General features: G+C 65.3%; 22 protein-coding genes. 6 read left to right on the top strand and 16 right to left on the bottom strand.

Translation table 11 applies throughout. From position 1 onward, the window contains the following. Window positions 1-166: 166 nt before the first annotated feature. The 12 genes from FYM52_RS08675 to FYM52_RS08730 form a co-directional block, all read right to left on the bottom strand. Complete coding sequence (locus tag FYM52_RS08675; protein WP_370513817.1) at window positions 167-1684, bottom strand: DegQ family serine endoprotease; 1518 nt, start codon at window positions 1682-1684, stop codon at window positions 167-169. 246 nt (window positions 1685-1930) lie between these two features. Then, window positions 1931-2548 (bottom strand): sigma-E factor negative regulatory protein, encoded by a 618-nt coding sequence (locus FYM52_RS08680; protein ID WP_154163786.1) that lies wholly within the window; start codon window positions 2546-2548, stop codon window positions 1931-1933. A gap of 41 nt (window positions 2549-2589) precedes the next feature. Further along, window positions 2590-3219 carry an RNA polymerase sigma factor RpoE gene (gene rpoE / locus FYM52_RS08685; RefSeq protein WP_154163787.1) on the bottom strand — a complete coding sequence of 210 codons (630 nt, stop codon included), beginning with the start codon at window positions 3217-3219 and terminating at the stop codon, window positions 2590-2592. A gap of 77 nt (window positions 3220-3296) precedes the next feature. Beyond that, a complete protein-coding gene (locus FYM52_RS08690; protein ID WP_154163788.1) occupies window positions 3297-3746 on the bottom strand; it encodes a hypothetical protein in 450 nt (149 codons plus the stop codon). A 101-nt stretch (window positions 3747-3847) separates the two neighbouring features. Continuing rightward, the gene (fabF, locus tag FYM52_RS08695) at window positions 3848-5092 is read right to left on the bottom strand and encodes a beta-ketoacyl-ACP synthase II (protein WP_154163789.1); all 1245 of its coding nucleotides are present in this window, start codon (window positions 5090-5092) and stop codon (window positions 3848-3850) included. Between the two features lie 42 nt (window positions 5093-5134). Next, complete coding sequence (gene acpP, locus FYM52_RS08700) at window positions 5135-5374, bottom strand: acyl carrier protein (RefSeq protein WP_019575021.1); 240 nt, start codon at window positions 5372-5374, stop codon at window positions 5135-5137. Window positions 5375-5479: 105 nt separating this feature from the next. After that, the gene (fabG, locus tag FYM52_RS08705) at window positions 5480-6217 is read right to left on the bottom strand and encodes a 3-oxoacyl-ACP reductase FabG (RefSeq protein ID WP_042411325.1); all 738 of its coding nucleotides are present in this window, start codon (window positions 6215-6217) and stop codon (window positions 5480-5482) included. After that, window positions 6214-7158, bottom strand: a complete 945-nt coding sequence (gene fabD, locus FYM52_RS08710; RefSeq protein ID WP_154163790.1) for an ACP S-malonyltransferase — start codon at window positions 7156-7158, stop codon at window positions 6214-6216. Before fabD ends, fabG begins: the two co-directional genes overlap by 4 nt. A gap of 61 nt (window positions 7159-7219) precedes the next feature. Further along, on the bottom strand, window positions 7220-8197 hold the full coding sequence (locus FYM52_RS08715; RefSeq protein WP_154163791.1) for a beta-ketoacyl-ACP synthase III: 978 nt from the start codon (window positions 8195-8197) through the stop codon (window positions 7220-7222). A gap of 6 nt (window positions 8198-8203) precedes the next feature. Further along, window positions 8204-9256: a phosphate acyltransferase PlsX gene (gene plsX / locus FYM52_RS08720; RefSeq protein WP_043379574.1), complete on the bottom strand. Its 1053-nt coding sequence runs from the start codon at window positions 9254-9256 to the stop codon at window positions 8204-8206. Between the two features lie 122 nt (window positions 9257-9378). After that, the gene (rpmF, locus tag FYM52_RS08725; RefSeq protein WP_042411339.1) at window positions 9379-9561 is read right to left on the bottom strand and encodes a 50S ribosomal protein L32; all 183 of its coding nucleotides are present in this window, start codon (window positions 9559-9561) and stop codon (window positions 9379-9381) included. Between the two features lie 252 nt (window positions 9562-9813). After that, window positions 9814-10368: a DUF177 domain-containing protein gene (locus tag FYM52_RS08730; protein ID WP_154163792.1), complete on the bottom strand. Its 555-nt coding sequence runs from the start codon at window positions 10366-10368 to the stop codon at window positions 9814-9816. Window positions 10369-10393: 25 nt separating this feature from the next. Between FYM52_RS08730 and FYM52_RS08735 the strand changes: the two genes are divergently transcribed. Together FYM52_RS08735 and FYM52_RS08740 are read left to right on the top strand one after the other, a co-directional pair. Further along, window positions 10394-10996 carry a Maf family nucleotide pyrophosphatase gene (locus FYM52_RS08735; RefSeq protein ID WP_043379001.1) on the top strand — a complete coding sequence of 201 codons (603 nt, stop codon included), beginning with the start codon at window positions 10394-10396 and terminating at the stop codon, window positions 10994-10996. Then, entirely contained in the window at window positions 10993-11766 is a 774-nt protein-coding gene (locus tag FYM52_RS08740; protein ID WP_154163793.1) for an SAM-dependent methyltransferase, read from the top strand. Before FYM52_RS08735 ends, FYM52_RS08740 begins: the two co-directional genes overlap by 4 nt. 140 nt (window positions 11767-11906) lie before the next feature. On the opposite strand, the gene FYM52_RS08745 is transcribed toward FYM52_RS08740, so the two are convergent. The 3 genes from FYM52_RS08745 to FYM52_RS08755 form a co-directional block, all read right to left on the bottom strand. Then, a complete protein-coding gene (locus FYM52_RS08745) occupies window positions 11907-12947 on the bottom strand; it encodes a S49 family peptidase (protein ID WP_154163794.1) in 1041 nt (346 codons plus the stop codon). A 78-nt stretch (window positions 12948-13025) separates the two neighbouring features. After that, the gene (locus FYM52_RS08750) at window positions 13026-13685 is read right to left on the bottom strand and encodes an HAD family hydrolase (protein WP_045267331.1); all 660 of its coding nucleotides are present in this window, start codon (window positions 13683-13685) and stop codon (window positions 13026-13028) included. A gap of 28 nt (window positions 13686-13713) precedes the next feature. Then, entirely contained in the window at window positions 13714-14718 is a 1005-nt protein-coding gene (locus FYM52_RS08755; RefSeq protein WP_370513819.1) for an RluA family pseudouridine synthase, read from the bottom strand. Between the two features lie 595 nt (window positions 14719-15313). Here FYM52_RS08755 and FYM52_RS08760 point away from each other — a divergent pair. The 4 genes from FYM52_RS08760 (at window position 15314) to queF (ending at window position 20950) form a co-directional block, all read left to right on the top strand. Then, window positions 15314-18262: an Rne/Rng family ribonuclease gene (locus tag FYM52_RS08760; RefSeq protein ID WP_154163796.1), complete on the top strand. Its 2949-nt coding sequence runs from the start codon at window positions 15314-15316 to the stop codon at window positions 18260-18262. A gap of 78 nt (window positions 18263-18340) precedes the next feature. Further along, complete coding sequence (gene yaaA / locus FYM52_RS08765) at window positions 18341-19117, top strand: peroxide stress protein YaaA (RefSeq protein WP_154163797.1); 777 nt, start codon at window positions 18341-18343, stop codon at window positions 19115-19117. A 54-nt stretch (window positions 19118-19171) separates the two neighbouring features. Further along, window positions 19172-20032 carry a 2OG-Fe(II) oxygenase gene (locus FYM52_RS08770; protein ID WP_370513820.1) on the top strand — a complete coding sequence of 287 codons (861 nt, stop codon included), beginning with the start codon at window positions 19172-19174 and terminating at the stop codon, window positions 20030-20032. Between the two features lie 69 nt (window positions 20033-20101). Continuing rightward, window positions 20102-20950 (top strand): NADPH-dependent 7-cyano-7-deazaguanine reductase QueF, encoded by an 849-nt coding sequence (queF, locus tag FYM52_RS08775; protein ID WP_154163798.1) that lies wholly within the window; start codon window positions 20102-20104, stop codon window positions 20948-20950. 89 nt (window positions 20951-21039) lie between these two features. On the opposite strand, the gene FYM52_RS08780 is transcribed toward queF, so the two are convergent. After that, the gene (locus FYM52_RS08780) at window positions 21040-21948 is read right to left on the bottom strand and encodes a carbohydrate kinase family protein (protein WP_154163799.1); all 909 of its coding nucleotides are present in this window, start codon (window positions 21946-21948) and stop codon (window positions 21040-21042) included. Window positions 21949-21968 lie beyond the last annotated feature (20 nt).

A 21968-nucleotide genomic window follows, 5' to 3' on the forward strand; every position in this document is an offset into this window, starting at 1 on the left:
TTGTCTGCTTTCCGTTCACAGCAAGTGCTCGCTCGTGCATGGCCTGTAGCCGCGCTCATTACTCGGGCATTCTACCCAAGGCCCCGGGTAAAACCCGGGAGGCCCTCAGTAGGTCAGTCCTACACAAGGAATAGCCTCCCCTGTACAGAACCGACAGGGCAGCGCTTTACTTGCCGTTGGGGCGAATGAGGACGTACTGGGTCCACTCGCCACGGCGCACCAGCAGGCTCAGGGGCTTGCTCTTGTCCACCTTGGCCAGCACGGCTTCGAAGGCCTTGACGTTGCTTACTTCGCTGTTGGCGATCGCCAGCACCACATCGCCCTCGCGCAGGCCCGCACGGGCGGCTGCATCTGCGGCCGAGACGATACGCACCCCGCCCTTGATGGCCAGCGACTTCTTCTGTGCCTCGGTCAGGTCGGCCACCACCAGACCAATCTGCTTGGCCGTGGCCGTGGCCCCGGGGGAGGACTTGCCTTCGGCACGCGCCACCTGGGCCTCGTCGGGCTCGACCTCGGCCACGGTGATCGTCAGATCGCGCATCTGCCCGCGGCGGAACACGCTGATGCTGCTCTTGGTGCCAGGCTTGGTGTTGCCCACCAGGCGTGGCAGGTCGGCGACCTTGTCGATGGACTTGCCATCGTATTTCACGATGATGTCGCCGGCCTCGATGCCGGCCTTGGCCGCGGGCGAATCCGGCTCCACCGCCGACACCAGGGCGCCGCGCGCCGTGCCCAGGCCGATCGACTCGGCCACATCCTTGGTCACCTGGCCGATCTGCACGCCGATGCGCCCACGCGTGACCTTGCCGGTGGCGCGCAGCTGATCGCTGACCCGCACCGCCTCATCGATCGGGATGGCGAACGAAATGCCCATGAAGCCGCCGGAACGCGAGTAGATCTGGCTGTTGATGCCCACCACCTCGCCGCGCATGTTCAGCAGGGGACCGCCCGAGTTGCCGGGGTTGATGGCCACGTCGGTCTGGATGAAGGGCAGGTAGTCGCCTGTGTCACGCTGCTTGGCCGAGACGATGCCGGCCGTCACCGAGTTCTCCAGGCCGAAGGGCGAGCCGATGGCCATCACCCATTCACCGACCTTCAGGCGGCCGACGTCGCCGATCTTCACCGCGGGCAGGCCCTTGGCGTCGATCTTGACCACGGCCACGTCGGTGCGCTTGTCCGAGCCGATGATCTTGGCCTTGAACTCGCGCTTGTCGGTCAGCGTCACGATCACCTCGCTGGCGCCTTCGACCACGTGGGCATTCGTCATCACGTAGCCGTCAGGGCTGAGGATGAAGCCGGAGCCCACACCGCTGGGGCGCTCCTCGCCCTCGTCGGCATTGCCCCCGGGCGTGCCCTGGCGGGGCACGTTCGGCACAGGCAGGCCGAAGCGGCGGAAGAACTCGAGCATGTCCTCGTCCATGCCGCTCATCGAGGGCTGGGTGGAGATTTTTTCCGTGGTGCGGATATTGACCACGGCGGGGCCGACAGCGTCGACCAGTTGCGTGAAGTCGGGCAGGCCCGTCACCAGCGGCGCGGTGGCCGGCGCGGTCTGCGCGTGGGCCGGTGCGATCAGCTGGTGGTCCGAAGCGCCCCACCACGCACCGGTGGCGGCACCCGCAGCAATCGCCAGGGACAGCACCGCAGCATGGATGGGCTTGGGTTGCATAGAAGGCATTGTGGTCATCCTTTCCAAAATCACAGCCTGCGCAGCGCGCAGTTACATCCTCAGAAAACCGCCACGCGATTTGGTTCCCGCATCCTGCGGTTTGCACGTGGCAGTGGTGCCTGCAAGGCAAGGTGTACAGCAAAAAAAAGAGCGCCTTGTGTGCGCTCTTTCTTGAGTTCATAGTGTTTTACCGCTGAAACGCTTGATATTCAAGCGCAGTCAGCTCACTTTTTTTGTCAGCCAGACGCTCGAATTGACCAACGGTCACTGGTTAGCGGCCTGCGTGCTGCGCGCCGCAAAGCTGGCGTTGCGCAGGAAATCGGCGGGCGCCTGCAGGGCGGCGCGGTACTGCTGGTGGCTGGCCATCAGGGCGTCCAGGCGCGGGTCACGCAGCACTTCGCCGTTCTCGGTGGCCACCACCACAGGCGCAGCGCCCAAGCCATTGCTGGCCAGCTGGGCCCCCTGGCCGCCGGCCGGGGTGGTGCTCACCAGGTTCCAGCCCAGTGCCGCCACGGCGGCGACGGTGGCAAAACTGGCCGCCACCTTCCAGCGGAAGACCGAGGTGTTGGCCGCCGGGTCGCGCAGGGCCACCACCGGGGTCTGCTGCGCCAGGCCGGCTGTGACCTGCTCCAGCTGCGCGGGCTGCAGGCGCAGCGCCGGCTCGGCCGCCAGCTGCTGGCGCAAGCCGGACAGCAGGTCGTGCTGGCTGTGGTGCGCCAGGTCGGGCGAGCGCAGCACATCGCCGACCAGGTGGTACAGCTCCCAGCTTGCGCAGCCGTCGGCACTTTCCGCGCACGCCAAGGCCTGCTCCAGCTCATCGCCGTGGAGCTCGCCGTCCACCAGGGCGGACAGCAATTCCTTGTTCATCTCTTGTTCCATCATGGGTTCACCTGCTCACTGGCTTTTGACCGATGTCGCTACCTTCACCACCGTTTGCCCCCCTGCCGCTCCAGCAAGGGCTTGACACGTGCCGAGATGGCCTCGCGGGCCCGGAAGATGCGCGAACGCACCGTGCCGATGGGACAGTTCATGGCAGCCGCAATCTCTTCGTAGCTCAGGCCCTCGATTTCGCGCAGCGTCACAGCTTGGCGCAAATCTTCAGGCAGCGCTTCCATGGCCGCATTCACCGCGGCGGCAATCTCTTGCGCAGCCAAGACGGTCTCAGGCGTCTCGTCGGTGGTTGGTTCATGGCGAGGGCGGAAAGTTTCATCCTCGTCGTCGGCAATGTGTAACGCACTCTCCAGCACCACCGGGTCGCGCCGCATGTCCACCAGGGCCTTCTTGGCCGTGTTGACGGCAATCCGGTACAGCCAGGTGTAGAACTGCGCTTCGCCGCGAAACTGGTGCAAGGCGCGGTAGGCCCGCAAAAAGGTTTCCTGCGCGATGTCCTGCACCAGATCCGGGTCGCGCACCATGCGCGCAATCAGGCGCTCGATGCGCCGCTGGTACTTGATCACCAACAGCTCGTAGGCGCGCTGATCGCCGGCGACGGTGCGCTCGACCAGTTGCAGATCGCTGTCAGAGGAAGAAGAAGGCGCAGAGGCAGATGTCATGAATGCGAAGTCTCGCGAGAACGCCTGACCGCAATGCTGCATCCGGCGCCCTCCCAGGCTGGGAGCGTCGGCACATCTTACGGAGGATGGGCTGGTGAATATACCGCACGCCGCACATCGCCCCAGGCATGCGGCGCCCAATCCCTCTGTAGCCAAAAGCGCTGGCCCCGCTGTGCGCTGCCGGGCCAGCGCAGCAACAGCAGCGACTGCCCGTCCAGCACCACCTGCACGCTCCCCACCAGCACGGCCGACGCCCCGGGCCCCTGCCAGGTCCAGACACGGCCATCCCACTGCAGCGCCCCCACCGGCATCGCACGCCAAGCCTGCCAGCCCCAGACGGCACAACCACTCCAGATCGCCACCGCCCCCGCCATGCGCAGCCATTGCCAGCGGTCATGACCTGCGCCCTCGACAGCCCACAGGGCCAGAAGCACGGCCTCCAGGATCAGCACCGCCCACAGGCCGTTGCGCAACAGCGGCACAGCGCGCAAGGGGTAGGTCACCGCAGGGCTGTGGCGTTCTGGCATGGCAGGCTCTCGCTAGCCAAGAAAAAACCCGCGGCTTGGCAGGCAAGCAGCGGGTTGTAAGGAGGTCACAGAAGGCATGCGTGCCCTTGTGCTGTCGGGGTTCAGATGCGCTTGAAGATCAGCGAACCGTTGGTGCCGCCGAAACCGAAGTTGTTCTTCAGCGCGACGTCGATCTTGGCGTCCCGCGCCACATTCGCGCAGTAGTCCAGATCACAGTCAGGGTCCTGGTTCAGCAGGTTGATGGTCGGCGGAATCTTCTGGTCATGGAGGGCCATGACCGTGAACACGCTTTCCACACCACCGGCACCACCCAGCAGGTGGCCGGTCATGGACTTGGTGGAGCTGACCACGGTCTTGTAAGCGGCATCGCCCAGCGCAGCCTTGATGGCGTTGCTCTCGTTCTTGTCGCCCAAGGGGGTCGAGGTACCGTGCGCGTTCAGATAGTTGATCTGGTCCGGGTTCACACCGGCATTGCGCATGGCATTGATCATGGCGCGGCGGGGGCCGTCCATGTTGGGCGCCGTCATGTGGCCGGCATCGGCACTCATGCCGTAGCCACCCAGTTCGGCGTAGATCTTGGCACCGCGTGCCTTGGCGTGCTCGTACTCTTCCAGCACCAGCACACCTGCGCCTTCGCCCAGCACGAAGCCATCGCGATCACGGTCCCAGGGGCGCGAGGCAGACTGGGGATCGTCGTTGCGTGTGGACAGGGCGCGCATGGACGCAAAGCCACCGATGCCCAGGGGGGACACGGTCGACTCAGCGCCACCGGCGACGACGATGTCGGCGTCGCCGTATTCAATCATGCGCCCGGCTTCGCCGATGCAGTGCAGGCCCGTGGTACAGGCTGTCACCACCGACAGGTTCGGACCCTTGAAGCCGAAGCGCATGGATACGTGACCGGCCACCATGTTGATGATGGAGGCGGGCACGAAAAATGGGGTGATGCGGCGGGGACCGCGATTGGACAGTTCGATCTGGGTGTTCTCGATCAGGGGCAAGCCCCCGATACCGGACCCAATCACGCAACCGATGCGGGTAGAAAGATCATCGGACAAGGCCTCGCCCGTGGGCAGACCTGCATCCCTGACCGCTTGCTCCGCTGCCGCAATGCCAAAGTGAATGAAAGTGTCCATGGTGCGCGCATCCTTGGCGCTCATGTACTCCTCCACGTTGAATCCCTTGACCTCGCCCGCGATCTGGCAGGAGAAGTTCGAGGCATCAAACTTGGTGATGCGGTCAATGCCGGACTTGCCGGCCAAAAGATTGGCCCAGGCATCGGCCACCGTGTTACCCACGGGGCTGATACATCCCAGGCCGGTCACGACAACGCGACGACGGCTCATGCGTTCAAACCTTATTCTTATCGCTCGGTGCGTAAAGACCTATTAGGCCTTGTGGTGGGTGTTGGCGTAGTCGATGGCGTTTTGCACCGTCGTGATCTTTTCAGCATCTTCATCGGGGATTTCGATGCCGAATTCATCTTCCAGGGCCATCACCAGTTCGACCGTGTCCAGGGAGTCAGCGCCCAGGTCAGCCACGAAGGCCTTTTCGTTGGTCACTTGGGACTCTTCAACGCCGAGTTGTTCAGCAATGATTTTTTTGACACGTGCTTCGATATCGCTCATGGTTTCCCTCAGGGGGTTGTGAATGAACCCGCGATTCTAGCCGCTTCGAGGAACTTGCCTCTGTTCGGCCTGCCGTCGCGAGGAAACGGCTTAACTTTCGTTAATTTACATGTACATACCGCCATTGACATGCAATTCGTGGCCGGTGATGTAACCCGCGCCTTCGGAGGCCAAAAAGGCCACGGCATGTGCAATGTCGGAGGGCTTGCCCAGATCCCCCATGGGGATCTGAGAAGTCAGCGCCTTCTTCTGCTCTTCTGGCAGAACCGATGTCATATCTGTAGCAATGAAGCCAGGCGCCACGCAGTTCACGGTGATACCGCGGCTGCCCAGTTCGCGAGCCAGCGCACGGCTCATGCCGGCCACGCCGGCCTTGGCGGCCGCGTAGTTGGCCTGACCGGCATTGCCCATCGCGCCGACCACGCTGGTCACGCTGATGATGCGCCCAAAGCGCTGTTTCATCATCGGGCGAATAGCCGCACGGCTGAGTCGGAAAACCGCTTGCAAGTTGGTGTCGATGACGGCGGACCAGTCATCGTCCTTCATGCGCATGGCCAGGGTGTCACGGGTGATGCCAGCATTGTTCACCAGCACATGCAGGCCGCCATCGGTCTTGAGGATGTCGTCCAGCAGGGCATCCACGCCGGCGGCATCGTTCACGTTCAGATTCACGCCGCGGCCGCCCTTGGCAGCCAGGGTTTCGCCGATGCGGGCCGCGCCAGCGTCGGTCGTGGCTGTGCCGATCACGGTGTAGCCGCGCTCGGCCAGCTCCAGCGCAATCGCGGCGCCAATGCCACGCGAGGCACCGGTCACCAGCGCCACTTGTTTCTTTTGTTCGGTCATGCGAGCAATTCTTTCACTTCAGCCAGGGTGGCCGGGTCAAACAGGGCCACGCCCACCAGGTCCGCGTCGATGCGCTTGGTCATGCCAGCCAACACCTTGCCAGGGCCGCACTCTACCAAATGCGTGATGCCACGGGCTTTCATGGCCTGTACGCATTCCACCCAACGCACGGGGCCAAAAGCTTGACGGTACAGCGCATCGCGGATAGCAGCTGCTTCGGTTTGCACCGCCACATCGATGTTGTTGACCACCGGAATCTGGGGCACACCCAGCTCCAGCGCCTCCAGCGCCAGCTTGAGCTTTTCGGCCGCAGGCTTCATCAGGCTGGAGTGGAAAGGGGCAGACACCGGCAGCGGCAGGGCACGCTTGGCGCCCGCTTCCTTGGCGGCCGCGCTGGCAGCCTCGACCGCGGCCTTGGAGCCAGCGATCACGGTCTGGCCGGGGTCGTTGAAGTTCACGGCTTCCACCACTTCAGCACCACCCAGCTGCGCCGTCACGGCAGCGCAGACTTCGCGGACCTTGTCGGCCGGCAGGCCCAGCACCGCAGCCATGGCCCCCGTGCCCACGGGCACGGCTTCCTGCATGGCAGCGGCACGCAGGCGCACCAGCGGCGCAGCCTGAGCCAGCGTCAGCACGCCGGAGGCCACCAGGGCGGAATACTCGCCCAGCGAATGGCCGGCCACCGCAGCAGGGGTCGCCCCGCCTTCGGCCTGCCACACGCGCCATGCGGCGACGCCAGCCACCAGCATCACGGGCTGGGTGTTGGTGGTCAACGCCAGATCTTCCTTGGGGCCGTTCTTGATCAGCGCACCGATGTCTTCACCCAGGGCGTCCGAGGCTTCCTGCAGGGTCTGGGCCACCACGGGGTGATCACCCCAGGCATCCAGCATGCCCACCGATTGCGAGCCCTGGCCGGGAAAGACAAATGCAAATTTGCTCATATTGCGGTCTCTCATTCTTCGTAAAAACAGGCTTCAACGCTTGCGCAGCAAGCGCTTACAGCTACATATTCAAAAGCACCGCACCCCAGGTGAAGCCCCCGCCCACCCCTTCCAGCAGCACGGTCTGACCGGGCTTGACCTGACCGTTGCGCACGCCATGGTCCAGCGCCAGCGGGATCGAGGCCGCCGAGGTATTGCCATGCTGGTCCACGGTGACGATCACCTTGTCCATGGGCAACTTGAGCTTGCGGGCCGTGCTCTGCATGATGCGGATGTTGGCCTGGTGGGGAATCAGCCAGTCGATGTCGGCATCGGTCTTGCCCGCCTTTTCCAGCGTGGCACGCGCCGCTTTCTCCAGCACGCCCACGGCCAGCTTGAACACCGCCTGACCGTCCATGGTCAGCAGGGGCGAGCCCAGCACCTGCCCTCCCGAGACGTTGCCGGGCACGCACAGGATGCCGACGTGGCTGCCATCGGCGTGCAGGTCGCTGGCCAGGATGCCTGGCGCATCGGAAGCCTCCAGCACCACGGCGCCGGCGCCGTCTCCGAACAGCACGCAGGTGGTGCGGTCGTTGAAATCCAGGATGCGGCTGAACACCTCGGCCCCGACCACCAGCGCACGGCGGGCCCCGCCGGAGCGGATCATGGCGTCGGCCACGGTCAAGGCATAGACAAAACCGCTGCACACGGCCTGCACGTCAAAGGCTGCACAGCCGTTGGCGCCCAGCTTGTTCTGCAAGATGCAGGCGGTGGAAGGGAACACCATGTCGGGCGTCGAGGTCGCGACGATGATGAGGTCGATGTCCTGCGGTGCCAGGCCTGCGGCCTCCAGCGCCTTGCGCGAAGCCTCCAGCGCCAGATCGCTGCTGCTGGTGGCGGCATCGGCAAAGTGGCGCGCCTCAATGCCGGTGCGCTCCACGATCCATTCGTGCGAAGTCTCGATCCCACGTTCAGCCAGCTCGGCCGCCAAATCGTGGTTGGTCAGACGGCGCGGAGGCAGATAGCTGCCCGTGCCGGTAATGCGTGCGTAACGTGTCATCTCGTCTCAATCTGCCGCAGCAGCAGGCGCGGAAGGGGTGCCCGACGCTGCCAACAGCGTGGCCGCCTGGGCAATCCGACCTTGCACACGGTCTAGAAGGTTGTTGCGGGCTGCATCATAAGCGCGGTTGAGCGCATGCTCGTAAGCCGACTTGTCTGCGGAGCCATGGCTCTTGAACACCAGGCCGCGCAGACCCAGCAAGGCGGCGCCGTTGTAGCGACGGTGATCCATGCGCTTCATCAGCGCTTTTAGCACCGGATACGCCACGATGGCCGCAAGTTTCGTCAAGATATTGCGCTTGAATTCGGTCTTCAAGCCACCCACGATCATGGCTGCCACGCCTTCGGAGGCCTTCAACGCCACATTGCCGACAAAACCGTCACACACGACGATGTCCACGTTGCCCTTGAAGATGTCGTTGCCTTCCACGTTACCGATGAACTGGATGGCCTTGGCATCACCCGCCGCGCGCAGCAGTTCGCCCGTGCGCTTGATGACTTCGTTGCCCTTGATGGCTTCCTCGCCGATGTTCAGCAAGCCCACCGAAGGTTCGGCATGACCAGCGTCCAGCGCTGTCACCAGCGCCGAGCCCATGACGGCAAACTGCAGCAGGTGCTCGGGCTGGCAATCCACGTTGGCCCCCAGGTCCAGCACCGTGGTGGCACCACCCTGGTCGTTGGGCAGTTGCGTGGCAATCGCCGGGCGGTCGATACCGTCCATGGTCTTGAGCAGGTAGCGCGACACGGCCATCAAAGCGCCGGTGTTGCCGGCGGACACCGCCGCCTGGGCCTTGCCGTCCTTGACCTGCTGGATGGCCACACGCATGGAGGAATCTTTTTTGCGACGCAAGGCCACCTCGACGGCGTCGTCCATGGTCACCACTTCCGAGGCATGCACGATCTCGGCGCGCTCATGCGACTGCCACCCCGCAAACGCCTGCGGCAGGCCGACCAGCAGCAAGCGCACATCCGGGTGGGTGGTGAGAAATTGGCGGCACGCGGGAAACGTGACGCTGGGGCCGTGGTCGCCCCCCATGCAATCGACTGCCAGTGTGATCATGAATAGCATTACCCGTCTGCACGAGACCGGTAACCAGTGACTAATAAATAAGCGGCATTAAAAAGCACAAAAGCCCGAGCTACAACAAAAGTAGCTGCGGGCCTTGGATCAGCCGAGGCGAATTAGGCTTCGGACTTGTTCTTCAGCACTTGACGGCCACGGTACACGCCGTTGGGGCTGATGTGGTGACGCAGGTGCACTTCACCGGTGGTGGTTTCCACAGCGATGCCGGGCACATTCAGAGCGTTGTGCGAACGGTGCATGCCGCGCTTGGAAGGGGACTTTTTGTTTTGCTGAACAGCCATGATGGCTCCTGGTCTTGAAAGGGTTGGTGAAAAACGCGATCAGCCCATTAAAGACACGAGGGGGTTTCGCGCGAAGCCCCCGATTATAGCTCAAACCCTTGGAACAAAGCGAACCACCCCGCAACTTGGCAAGATGACCTCGGTACACACCGGTTCACACCACGTATCTTCCACAGCTTGGTCGCTGGGTTACCCACAGCGCACCAACAGGAAACCGCCTTGCGGCGGCTTGCAACTGATCACCAAAAAACGTCAGTCTTGGCCGCTATTCTTGCGCAGCCCGGCCAACACTGCAAACGGATTGGTCTTTTCCGTGACGGCCTGCTCGAAGTCTTCATCGCTGGAGGCCATGGGCACCACGGCCGGGCACACCTCGTGCATGGGCACCAGGGGCAGCTCCATCAGCAGCTCATCCTCGATCAGCTCGCGCAGGTTGAAGTCCTTGCTGATGGCCAACAGGTCTTCTTCCGCCTCGTCATCCAGGACTTCGGCCGTGGCCTCGTCCTTCACAAAGCGGAAGGAGCGCTCGGCATGCAGCGCAATCTCGGCCACTTCCAGGCAGCGCTGGCAGACCATGGGCACGCTGCAGTCGGCCTGCAGGTGCAGCCAGATGTGGCCGGCGCCACCCATTTCGGCCACATGCTCGCCTTCGGCACTCCAGGTGACGACCGCTGCATCCTGCACCGGAGCTTGCGCCTCCTGCTGCAGACGCTCATACATCGATAGCGGATCCTGACCTTCCAGCAGCGCGCCAGCCTTGGCAAACGCGGCCACATCAAGGTGATCCAGAGAAAAGTCCTTGCTCATGGCGGCAGTGTAAGAGAATCCCAGCATGTCTGAATCCCACACCCCACAGCGCCCCTTGATCCTGGGGTCCACCTCCCGCTACCGCCGCGAACTGGTGGAGCGCCTGAACCTGCCCTTCACCACCGTTTCGCCCGAAGTCGACGAAACCCCGCTGCCCGGCGAAGCCCCCGGCGCGCTGGCCCTGCGCCTGGCCCTAGCCAAGGCCCATGCCGTGGCCGCCCTGCACCCCGAAGCCATCGTGATCGGCTCCGACCAGGTCTCGGACCTGAACGGCCAGCCCATGGGCAAACCCGGCACGCACGAGCGCGCGGTCGAGATGCTGCGCGCCATGCGCGGCCAGACGGTGATGTTCCACACGGCCGTGGCCGTGGTGTGCCATGCCACCGGATTTGCACAAAGCGATGTCGCCGTCATCCGGACCGTGTTCCGCAGCGACCTGAGCGACGACGCGATCGAGCGCTACCTGCGTGCCGAGCAGCCCTACGACTGCGCCGGCAGTGCCAAGAGCGAAGGCCTGGGTATCAGTCTGCTGGACGCCATCCACAGCGACGACCCCACCGCCCTGATCGGCCTGCCCATGATTCGCACCTGCCGCATGGTGCGCGCCGCCGGGATTACCCTGCCATGAGCACGCCGGGCACGCTGTACCTGGTCCCCGCGCCGCTGGACTTCGGCTGCGCCACGCAATCCCCCATCACCGATGTGCTGCCGGAGCTGACGCTGCGCACCGCCGCGCGCCTGCAGCACTGGGTGTGTGAGAACGCCAAGAGCACCCGCGCCTACCTCAAGCGCGTGGGCGAACACCACCCCCTGGCCGTGCCGCTGCAGCAGATGCAGCTGCAGGAACTGCCGCGCGAAGCCCATAAAAAAGGTGACCACGGCGGCCAAGGTGGCGCGGTGTTTGATGCCAAGGCCCTGCTGGCGCCAGCCCTGGCGGGCCACGACATGGGCCTGGTCAGCGAAGCCGGCATGCCCGCCGTGGCCGACCCTGGCAGCTCCATCGTGCGCGCGGCACACGATGCCGGCATCCCGGTGGTGCCACTGGTGGGCCCCGTGTCGCTGCTGATGACCCTGGCGGCCAGCGGCCTGAACGGCCAGAACTTCGCCTTCGTCGGCTACCTGCCCCAGGATGCCGCCCAGCGCGTGCAGCGCATCAAGGAGCTGGAGCAGCTGGCCCAGCGCCACAACCAGGCCCAGCTGTTCATCGAAACGCCCTACCGCAACCCGGCCCTGTGGCAGGCGCTGCTGGGCAGCCTGCAAGCCGGCACCCGCCTAGCCCTGGCCAGCGGGCTGACGCTGGAGAGCGCGCGGATTGCCAGCCGCAGCGTGAAGGACTGGAAGAAGCTGGGCACCGAGCCGGACAACCGGACCCCGGTGGTGTTTGCCATCGGCCAATAGGCAACCACCAACAACCAGAGCGCCTTGCGCTTGGCCTGCAAGACTTTCAGAGGCAAAACCATCTGAAAACCACAGCAGACCAGCGCAAGGCGCTCTTTTTTTATGCAGAACCCACCGCTGCAGCAGCGGCGGGCTGACGATCAGCGGATGGCGGGCAGCATGCCGTGCAGCGCATCCACCGCACCACCGCCCACGGCAGCGCCGAAGCGCTTGGCAAAGCGCTCGGCAATGTTCTCGCTGCGTGTGTAGTCGATCACCTGCTCGGCCTGCACCACATCGCGGGCCACGCTGTCCAGGGTGCCGTACTTGTCGGCCAGGCCCTGCTCGATCGCTTCCTGGCCCGTCCAGAACAGGCCGCTGAAGGTGTCATCGGTTTCCTTCAGGCGCTCGCCGCGCCCCTGGCGCACCACATCGATGAACTGCTGGTGGATCTGGTTCAGCATGGTCTGCGCGTGGGCGCGCTGCCCAGGCTCCAAGGGGCTGAAGGGGTCCAGCATGCCCTTGTTGCTGCCGGCGGTCAGCAGGCGGCGCTCCACGCCCAGCTTGTCCATGGCGCCGGTGAAGCCAAAGCCGTCCATCAGCACGCCGATGCTGCCGACGATGCTGGCCTTGTCGACAAAAATCTCGTCGGCGGCGGCGGCAATGTAATAGGCCGCCGAGGCGCAGGTCTCCCCGACCACGGCGTAAATGGGTTTCTGGTGCTGGGCCTTCAGGCGGCGGATTTCGTCGTTGATCATGCCCGCCTGCACGGGGCTGCCGCCGGGCGAGTTGATCATCAGCACCAGGGCGCGCGAGCCCTGGTCTTCCAGCGCGCTGCGCATGGCGGCGATGATGAATTCCGCGTTCGCGTTCGCATCGCTGGCGATGGCGCCCTTGATCTCGACCACCGCCGTGTGCGGCCCGCTCATCGCCGCCGTGGCGCTGTCACGCCCCAGCCACCAGAACGTGGCCAGAAAGGCGCCCAGCCATGCAAAGCGCCAGAAGATGCGCCAGCGCCGCGCGGCGCGCTGCTCGCGCACCGTGGCGAACACCAGGCGCTCCAGCACATCCCGCTCCCAGCCCGGAGCGGCAGGCGGTGCCGCCTGCGGGGCACCCGATGCGGCACGCGCCCACAGATCCTGCCCCGGCTGCGGTTCAGACGATGGAAACCCCTCGCGATCGGGGGTGGATGGTGTGCTCATGGGTGCTCTATTCTCAAAATCAGGCCAGAACGGCAGTATGCCAGCGCGGCCGCGGGCAGCGGGGGCAAAGTGCGCCGCTCAGGCATTGCTGCGCAGCCACTGGTGCAAGTCTGCGACATCCGCCGCCACGTGCAGGGGCTGGCAGGCCTGCAGGTCCCGGGGGTCGTGCGCGCCATAGGCCACCGCCACGCTGGCGCAACCGGCGTTGCGCGCCATCTGCAGGTCGTGCGTGGTATCGCCGATCATCAGCAGGCGCTCGGGCGGCACGTCCAGCTCGGCCATCAGCTCCTGCAGCATCAGCGGGTGGGGTTTGCCGGCGGTCTCATCGGCCGTGCGCGAGCTGTCGAACATGCCGCGCAGGTCGGCATGCTGCAGCGCCTCGTTCAGCCCGCGGCGGCTTTTGCCCGTGGCCACGGCCAGCCAGTGCCCACGCTCGCGCAACGCTTCCAGCATCGGCAGCACGCCGGCAAACAGGGTGATCAGCTCCTGCTGCTTCAGATAGTGGTAGCGGTAGCGGTTGGCCAGGTCGTTGTACTTCTCCTGGGGCACGTCGGGCGCGGCATGGGCCAAGGCCGGCAGCAGCGCCATCCCGATCACGTAGGAGGCCTGGGCGTCCGACGGCACCGTGCCGCCAACATCGGCCACCGCCAGCTGGATGCTGCGGGTGATCGCCGCGGTGGAGTCGAACAGGGTGCCGTCCCAATCGAAGGCGATCAAATCAAATTTACGAGCAGACATCGCAATACAGTTCCAGGTTGCAGGCCATTCAGGCCACAAAGTCCGCCAGCTCCGGCGGCAGTTCGGCCCGCAGCTCGATGCGCTCGTCCGTGGCCGGATGGTTGAACTGCAGGCGCCAGGCATGCAGGAACATGCGCTTCAGCCCCTGCTTGGGCAGGCGCTTGTTCAGGTCGAAATCACCATACTTGTCGTCCCCCGCAATCGCATGCCCTTGCGAGGCCAGGTGCACGCGGATCTGGTGGGTGCGACCGGTCTTGATGGTGACTTCCAGCAAACTCATCGCCGGCAGCCCCTGCAGCGGGCGCGGCGCATGCTGGCTGCGCACCTTCACCAGGGTCAGGGCCCGCATGGCATCGGGATCGTCGGCCGTGGTGGTGCGCACACGGCGCTCCCCGTCGGGCAGCAGGTATTTGTGCAGCGGGGCGTCGATGACCTTCTTGTTGGCCGGCCAGACGCCGGGCACCAGGGCCAGGTAGGTCTTGCCGGTTTCGCGCTCGCGGAACTGGTCCTGCAGCTTGGTCAGCGCCGAGCGCTTCTTGGCCACCAGCAGGATGCCCGAGGTCTCGCGGTCCAGGCGGTGCACCAGCTCCAGGAACTTGGCCTGGGGCCGCGCCTGGCGCAGTTGCTCGATCACGCCGAAGCTCACACCAGAGCCGCCATGCACGGCCACACCGGCCGGCTTGTCCAGGGCGATCAGGTGGTCATCTTCAAACAGTATGGGAAACTCGCGCGCGGGCGCCGGACGCTCGGCCTTTTCCTGCACCCTGTCGGAAATGCGCACCGGCGGCACGCGCACCACATCCCCAGCTTCCACTCGGGTATCGGCATGGCAGCGCCCCTTGTTGATGCGCACCTCGCCGCTGCGGATGATGCGATAGACATGGGTCTTGGGCACGCCTTTCAGGTGGCGCATCAGAAAGTTATCCAGGCGCTGGCCCGCACCATCTTCGTCCACCGCAATCAACCGTACAGCGGAAGCTGCGGGGTTCTGGGTAGGTTCTGGGGGCTGTTTGCCCTCTATAATGTGTTTCACCTGCGCGATATATAGTGTAAGTGGTTGATTTTTTTGGATTTTAGTCCACACAGCCATTTCCCCGGCGCAGGCAGGTCGATGCCACGGATGCCGTGCCCATCAAAATCCACCCGATTGTCGGTGGTCTCGGGGCGGGATCTGGCTGGTTGACGCATTGAAACACTGAACGGAATCTTCACGTGGATGGTGGTGTTTGGAGCCGCTTGCTCCAAGCCATCCACGTCTTCGAAATCGGCGAGTATGTGGGTACTTCTTTCTTGGTTGCTTGGTATGACGCAGCGGCAGATGCCGGTGCTGCGTGCCCGCACGCCAGGCGCCCACCCTGTCCTTCACGCTGCCACAGGCCATCACCGCACGGTGCGGGACCTGCGCACAGCGTCACTCGCCCCCTGCCCCCTGCCCTTGCCACCGTTGCTGACCTAAGCAACGCCATCGCAATCAGGCCCAGGTCGATTCCCCCTTCTTTTCGTTTCAGCGCGGCAACCCGGCATCTTCGGCTCCTACAGAGCCTGTCTTTGATGAAGAGTCAAAGGCGTGTCGGTACCGCAGCGCGTTGCTGCTGGCCGGCCGCCACACAACGAAAAGGATATGCATCATGAAACGGATGCTGATTAACGCGACGCAGTCTGAAGAACGCCGCCTGGCCATCGTCGATGGCCAGAAGCTGCTGGACTACGAGATCGAGATCGAAGGTCGCGAACAACGCAAGGGCAACATCTACAAGGCGGTGGTCACCCGCGTGGAGCCCTCGCTGGAAGCCTGCTTCGTGGATTACGGCGAAGACCGCCACGGCTTCCTGCCCTTCAAGGAAATCTCCAAGCAGTACTTCGCCGAAGGCGTGGCCCCCAGCCAGGCCCGCATCAACGATGTGATCCGCGAAGGCCAGGAGCTGATCGTCCAGGTCGAGAAGGAAGAACGTGGCAACAAGGGCGCCGCCCTGACCACCTTCATCTCCCTGGCGGGCCGCTATGTGGTGCTGATGCCCAATAACCCCCGTGGCGGTGGCGTCTCGCGCCGCATCGAGGGCGAAGAGCGCGCCGAACTCAAGGAGGCGATGGACCAGCTCGAGTACCCCAAGGGCATGTCCATCATCGCGCGCACGGCCGGTATCGGTCGCTCCGCCCCCGAACTGCAGTGGGACCTGAACTACCTGCTGCAACTGTGGACCGCCATCGACGGCGCGGCCAAGGGCGGCAAGGGTGCCTTCCTGATCTACCAGGAATCCAGCCTGGTGATCCGCGCCATCCGCGACTACTTCAACAATGACATCGGTGACATCCTGATCGACACCGACGACATCTACGAGCAGGCGCAGCAGTTCATGGCGCACGTCATGCCAGAGCATGCCGCCCGCGTGAAGCGCTACCGCGACGACGCCCCGCTGTTCAGCCGCTTCCAGATCGAACACCAGATCGAGTCGGCCTACTCCCGCGTGGTGCAGTTGCCCTCCGGCGGCGCCATCGTGATCGACCACACCGAAGCCCTGGTGTCGGTGGACGTGAACTCGGCCCGCGCCATCAAGGGCGGTGACATCGAGGAAACCGCCACCCGCACCAACCTGGAAGCCGCCGACGAAGTGGCCCGCCAGATGCGCCTGCGCGACCTGGGTGGTCTGATCGTGATCGACTTCATCGACATGGAAGAGTCGAAGAACCGCCGCGAAGTGGAAAACCGCCTGCGCGACGCCCTGCGCCAGGACCGTGCCCGCGTGCAGTTCGGCACCATCAGCAAGTTCGGCCTGATGGAAATGAGCCGCCAGCGCCTCAAGCCCGCGCTGAGCGAAGGCGCCCACATCAATTGCCCACGCTGCGGTGGTTCCGGCCACATCCGCGACACCGAGTCCTCGGCGCTGCAGATTCTGCGCATCATCCAGGAAGAGTCCATGAAGGACAACACGGCCGCCGTGCACTGCCAGGTGCCCGTGGAAGTGGCCTCCTTCCTGCTCAACGAGAAGCGCACCGAGATCGCCAAGATCGAACTCAAGCAGCGCGTCTCCGTGCTGATGGTGCCCAACAAGTCGATGGAGACGCCGCACTACAAGCTGGAGCGCCTCAAGCACGACGATCCACGTCTGGAAAACCTGGACGCCAGCTATAAGCTGGCCGAGGAAACGGAAGACGTGACCAAGGTGACGCGCCGCTCGCAGGAACCCACCAACAAGCAGACGCCGCTCATCAAGGGTGTGCTGCCCGATGCGCCGCCCGCGCCCGAAGCGCGTCCCCAGCCTGTCGCCCGCAGCGCCGACAAGCCCCGCACCGGTGGTGCCCAGCGCCCCCAAGCCGCCGCAGCGGCTGCGCCACGCACCGAAGTGCGCGAGCAAGGCTTCTTTGCCTGGCTCAAGAGCCTGTTCGGCTTCGGCGCCAAGCCGGCGGCGGAATCTGTGGCACCGACCAAGGCCGAGACCCCGCGCGAAGGCCGCCAGGGCGAGCGCAATGGTCGCAACGGTGAGCGCAATGGCCGCAATGGCGAGCGCGGCAACCGCCGTGGCGAGCGCAGCGAACGCGGTGACAACAGCGAACGCGGTCCCCGCAACGAAGCCGGTGGCAGCGAACGTGGCCGCCGCGGCGAACCGCGCAACGACCGGAACGAGCGCGGCGAACGCAGCGAACAGCGTTCGGGCGACAGCAACCGCCCCCAGCGCGAGCCCCGCGGCCGTGAACGCCAGCCACGCAATGCCGAGGTGAGCGAGCAGCGCAACCTGCAAGCTGCGGCCCCTGGTGACGCCAGCCTGCAAGCCCCGGAGACCGAACGCGCGGAACGTACCGAGCGCCAGCCACGCCGCGAGCGCGGTGAGCGCCGTGACCGCCGTCAGGGCGACGCACCGGCCCTGCCCGTGGCTGACACCAACGTGCAGGACGTGACCGGGGACCTCCAGGCCGTGGAAGGCCAGGATCCCAGCGCGACCAGCGCCGAGGACGCGCCCCGCAATGGCCGCCGCTCGCGCGACCGCTACGGCCGCGATCGCCGCAACGGCCGCGACCGCAACGGTGCGCCCCGTGACGAGGACACCGTGAACGGTGAGGAAGACGCTGCCGTGGTGGCCCCTGCCGCCGTGGACGCCGACGCCGAGACCGTGGTGGACAGCACGCCGCGCCGCAGCTACTTCAGCCAGGTGACAGCCGCCGAAGAGGCCACCCCGGCCGCCGCAGACACCGCCGTGGCTGCACCGGTCGAAGCAGCCCCTGTCGCTGCGGCACCCGCCCCTGTGGTTGTGGCCGAAGTGGCAGCGGCCCCCGCAGCCCCTGCTGTGGCACCCGCCGCCCCGGCCGCTGCAGCCGCCATGCCCCGTGTGCAGGCCTATGCCCTGCCCGTGGGTGAGCTGGTGCAGCTGGCACGCGATGTAGGCCTGGAATGGGTCAACTCGGACGCCGACAAGGTGGCCGCCGTGCAGGCTGCGATTGCCGCGGAACCACAACCCGTGCGCATCCCGCGCGAACGCCCCCCCGTGGTGGTGATCGACGAAGGCCCGCTGGTCCTGGTCGAGACCCGCAAGGACCTGAGCGACATGGTCCTGCCGTTCGAGCAGACCAGCACCACAGCCTAAAACGCTGACAGCTACCGGGGGCCTAGGGCCCCCGGTGCTTTATTGACGCCCGCTGTTGCCGCCCTACCGACCGTGCCCATGCTGTTGTTGCTCTCGCCCGCCAAATCCCTGGATTACGAACGTCCGCTGCCTGCCGGACTGCCCCACACCCTGCCCCCCTTCATTGCGCAATCCGCCGAACTCATCGCCCACTTGCGCCAGCTGCCACCGCAGGACGTGGCGGCGCTGATGTCGATCAGCGACAAGCTGGCCCAGTTGAACACGGCGCGCTACGCCGCCTGGCAGCCGGAGTTCACGCCCGACAACGCGCGCCAGGCGCTGTTTGCCTTCAACGGTGACGTGTACGAGGGGCTGGATGCCTATTCCCTGAGCTCCGACGACATCGCCTGGGCGCAAAACCACGTGCTGATGCTCAGCGGCCTGTACGGCGCCCTGCGCCCGCTGGACTGGATGCAGCCCTACCGACTGGAAATGGGCACGCGCCTGGCCACGGCCCACGGCAGCAACCTCTACCACTTCTGGGGGACACGCATCGCCCAGCTGCTCAACGAACGGCAGGCCCGCAGCGCACAGCCGGTGGTGGTCAATCTGGCCTCGCAGGAATATTTCAAGTCCGTCGATCTGAAGCACCTCCAGGCCCGCGTGGTGGAGTGCGTGTTCGAGGACTACAAGGGCGGCAAGTACAAGATCATCAGCTTCCACGCCAAGCATGCCCGCGGGCTGATGGCGCGCTATGCCATCCAGCACCGGCTGACCCGGCCCGAGCAGTTGATGCAGTTTGACGAAAAGGGCTACGCTTACGCCCCAGAGGTCTCGTCCCCCGACCGCCTGGTCTTCCGGCGCAACGCCGCCTGAGCCCGCAGGCGGCCCCGCCCACCCTGAGGACGCGCCCACGACAAGGAGATTGCCGTGCCCCAGTCTTTGGAACAGTTGTCGGCCCAGGTCCCCGGCAGCACCCCCGCCCTGCTGCAATGGGTTCAGACCCAGCTGACCGCCGGCCACTGCCCGGCCGCGCTGCAGCACAGCCTGGTCACCGCGGGCTGGTCGGCGCCCATTGCCCAGGCTGCCACCGACCTGCTGCTGCGCCCGACGGCTGCCGCACCGGGTGCATCCGTGGAGATGCCGGACCTGCGCCTGCAGGACGGCTGCAACGCGCTGGACGCCGGCGACCGCCACGTCCAGGTGCTGCTGTCCATGCAGCGCCCGCGCCTGGTGCTGCTGGACCAGTTGCTGAGCCCCGAGGAATGCGCCCAGCTGATTGCCGAAGCCCGCCCGGCGATGGCCCGCTCCAGGACCGTGGCCAAAGAGGCCGGCGGCGAAGAGATCAATCCCGACCGCACCAGCGATGGCATGTTCTTCCAGCGCGGCCAGACCCCAACGGTGCGCGCCCTGGAGGCCCGCATCGCCCACCTGCTGCAGTGGCCGGTGGAACGCGGCGAAGGCCTGCAGGTGCTGAACTACCGGCCCGGCGCCCAGTACAAGCCCCACCACGACTACTTCAACCCGCAGGACCCGGGCAGTGCGCCGGTGCTGCGCCGCGGTGGGCAGCGCGTCGCCACCCTGGTGATCTACCTCAACACGGTCAGCGCCGGGGGCTGCACCTATTTCCCTGAAAGCCAGCTGCGCATTCACCCACGCCCGGGGCAGGCGGTGTTCTTCCGCTACCCTCACCCCGAAGCCCAGAGCCTGACCCTGCACGCCGGCGACCCCGTGCTGCAAGGCGAAAAATGGATCGCCACCAAATGGCTGCGCGAGCAGGCCTTTGCCTGATCCCTCAAAGTTTGACCCCCAATCGCCCGACAGCGCTCACCCAGCCTGCGCAGGCAGCTATGAATATCTATGAATACACCTGAACAATCGCAACTGGGCAAGGCCTCTGCCTATGCCGACCAGTACGACCCCAGCCTGCTGTTTCCCATTCCGCGCAGCGGCAAGCGCGAGGAAATCGGCATCACCGGGGCCCTGCCCTTCTTCGGTGCCGACCTGTGGACCGCGTTCGAGCTGTCGTGGCTGAATGCCCGTGGCAAGCCCCAGGTGGCGCTGGCGCACTTCACCATCCCCTGCGAGACCCCGCACATCATCGAGAGCAAGTCGTTCAAGCTGTACCTCAACAGCTTCAACAACAGCCGCTTCGACAGCCTGGAGGCCGTGCAGGAGCGCCTGCGCGAGGACGTCAACGAGGCCCTGTGGCGCAGCGCCGCCGTGCGCCAGTCGTCGGCCAGCGTGCGCGTCATCGCCCAGGATGCCTTCGAGCTGCAGAAGGTGCAGGAGCTGCAGGGCCTCAACCTGGACCGCCTGGACATCGAATGCAGCGACTACACGCCGCGCCCCGACCTGCTCAAGGCCGACCACGACAACCCGCCCGTGTCAGAGACCCTGGTCAGCCACCTGCTCAAGAGCAATTGCCTGGTCACCGGCCAGCCCGACTGGGGCAGCGTGCAGATCAGCTACACCGGCGCGGCCATCGACCAGGAAAGCCTGCTGCGCTACATCGTGAGCTTTCGCAACCACAACGAATTCCACGAACAATGTGTGGAACGCATCTTTATGGACATCACGCGCCAGTGCCGCCCGCTCAAGCTCAGCGTCTACGCGCGCTATACGCGCCGTGGCGGTCTGGACATCAATCCGCTGCGCACCAGCCACCCCATGGCTTTGCTGCCAAATGTGCGCACAGCCCGCCAGTAGCCTACGCAGACAGCTATGAAAAAAGGAACCCAAAGGTTCCCTTTTTTTCATGGACACGGCCCGCAGCCGGCCTGCGGGCCGGCATGGCCTCAGGCAGCAAAAGTAGCGGGATCGAAATCCAGCACATAGTTCTGCGGTCCCTTGGACGCCACCTTCAGTGCCCCCACGCGGTTGCCCAGCGCCGCGCAGCGTACCAGGGACCAGCCCTGCTCCAGACCGAACAGCAGCGCACCACGCCAGGCATCGCCGCAGCCGGTGGGGTCAACCACCTCGGTGGGCGCCACCGGCGCCACCAGGGTCTTCACGCCCTGCTCCCAGACTTCGCAGCCCTGGGCGCCCAGGGTCACCACCAGGCCCAGCACCTTGTGGCTCAGCGCCGCCAGGTCCAGACCGGTGCGGTCGCACAGCATCTTGGCCTCGTAGTCGTTCACGGCAATCCAGCTGGCCTGCTCGACAAAGGTCAGCAGCTCCTGGCCATTGAACATGGGCAGGCCCTGGCCCGGATCGAACACAAACGGAATGCCCGCGGCCTGGAACTGCGCGGCGTGCTGCTGCATGGCATCGCGGCCATCGGGTGAGACGATGCCCACGGCGGCGCCTTCGCTGCCGTCGATGACGTTGACATGGGCCTCGGTCATGGCACCGGGGTGGAAGGCCGTGATCTGGTTGTTGTCGCTGTCGGTCATGATCATGGCCTGGGCGGTGTAGGTGTCGTCCAGCTGCCGCACATGGCGCGTCTCGATGCCCAGGGCGCGCATGCGGCCCAGGTAGCTGGTGCCATCCTCGCCCACGGTGGCCATGGGCAGGGGCTGGCCGCCGAGCAGCTTCAGGCTGTAGGCGATGTTGCCGGCGCAGCCGCCAAAATCGCGGCGCAGCGAAGGCACCAGGAACGACACGTTCAGGATGTGCAACTGCTCCGGCAGGATCTGATTGGCAAACTTGCCCTCAAAACTCATGATGGTGTCAAAGGCGAGGGAACCGCAAATCAGTGCAGCCATGGTCAAACTTTCGTGAGGAG

Origin of the sequence: Comamonas sp. CAH-2 (genome assembly GCF_009668305.1) — a bacterium.
GTDB classification, from domain to species: domain Bacteria; phylum Pseudomonadota; class Gammaproteobacteria; order Burkholderiales; family Burkholderiaceae_C; genus Comamonas; species Comamonas aquatica.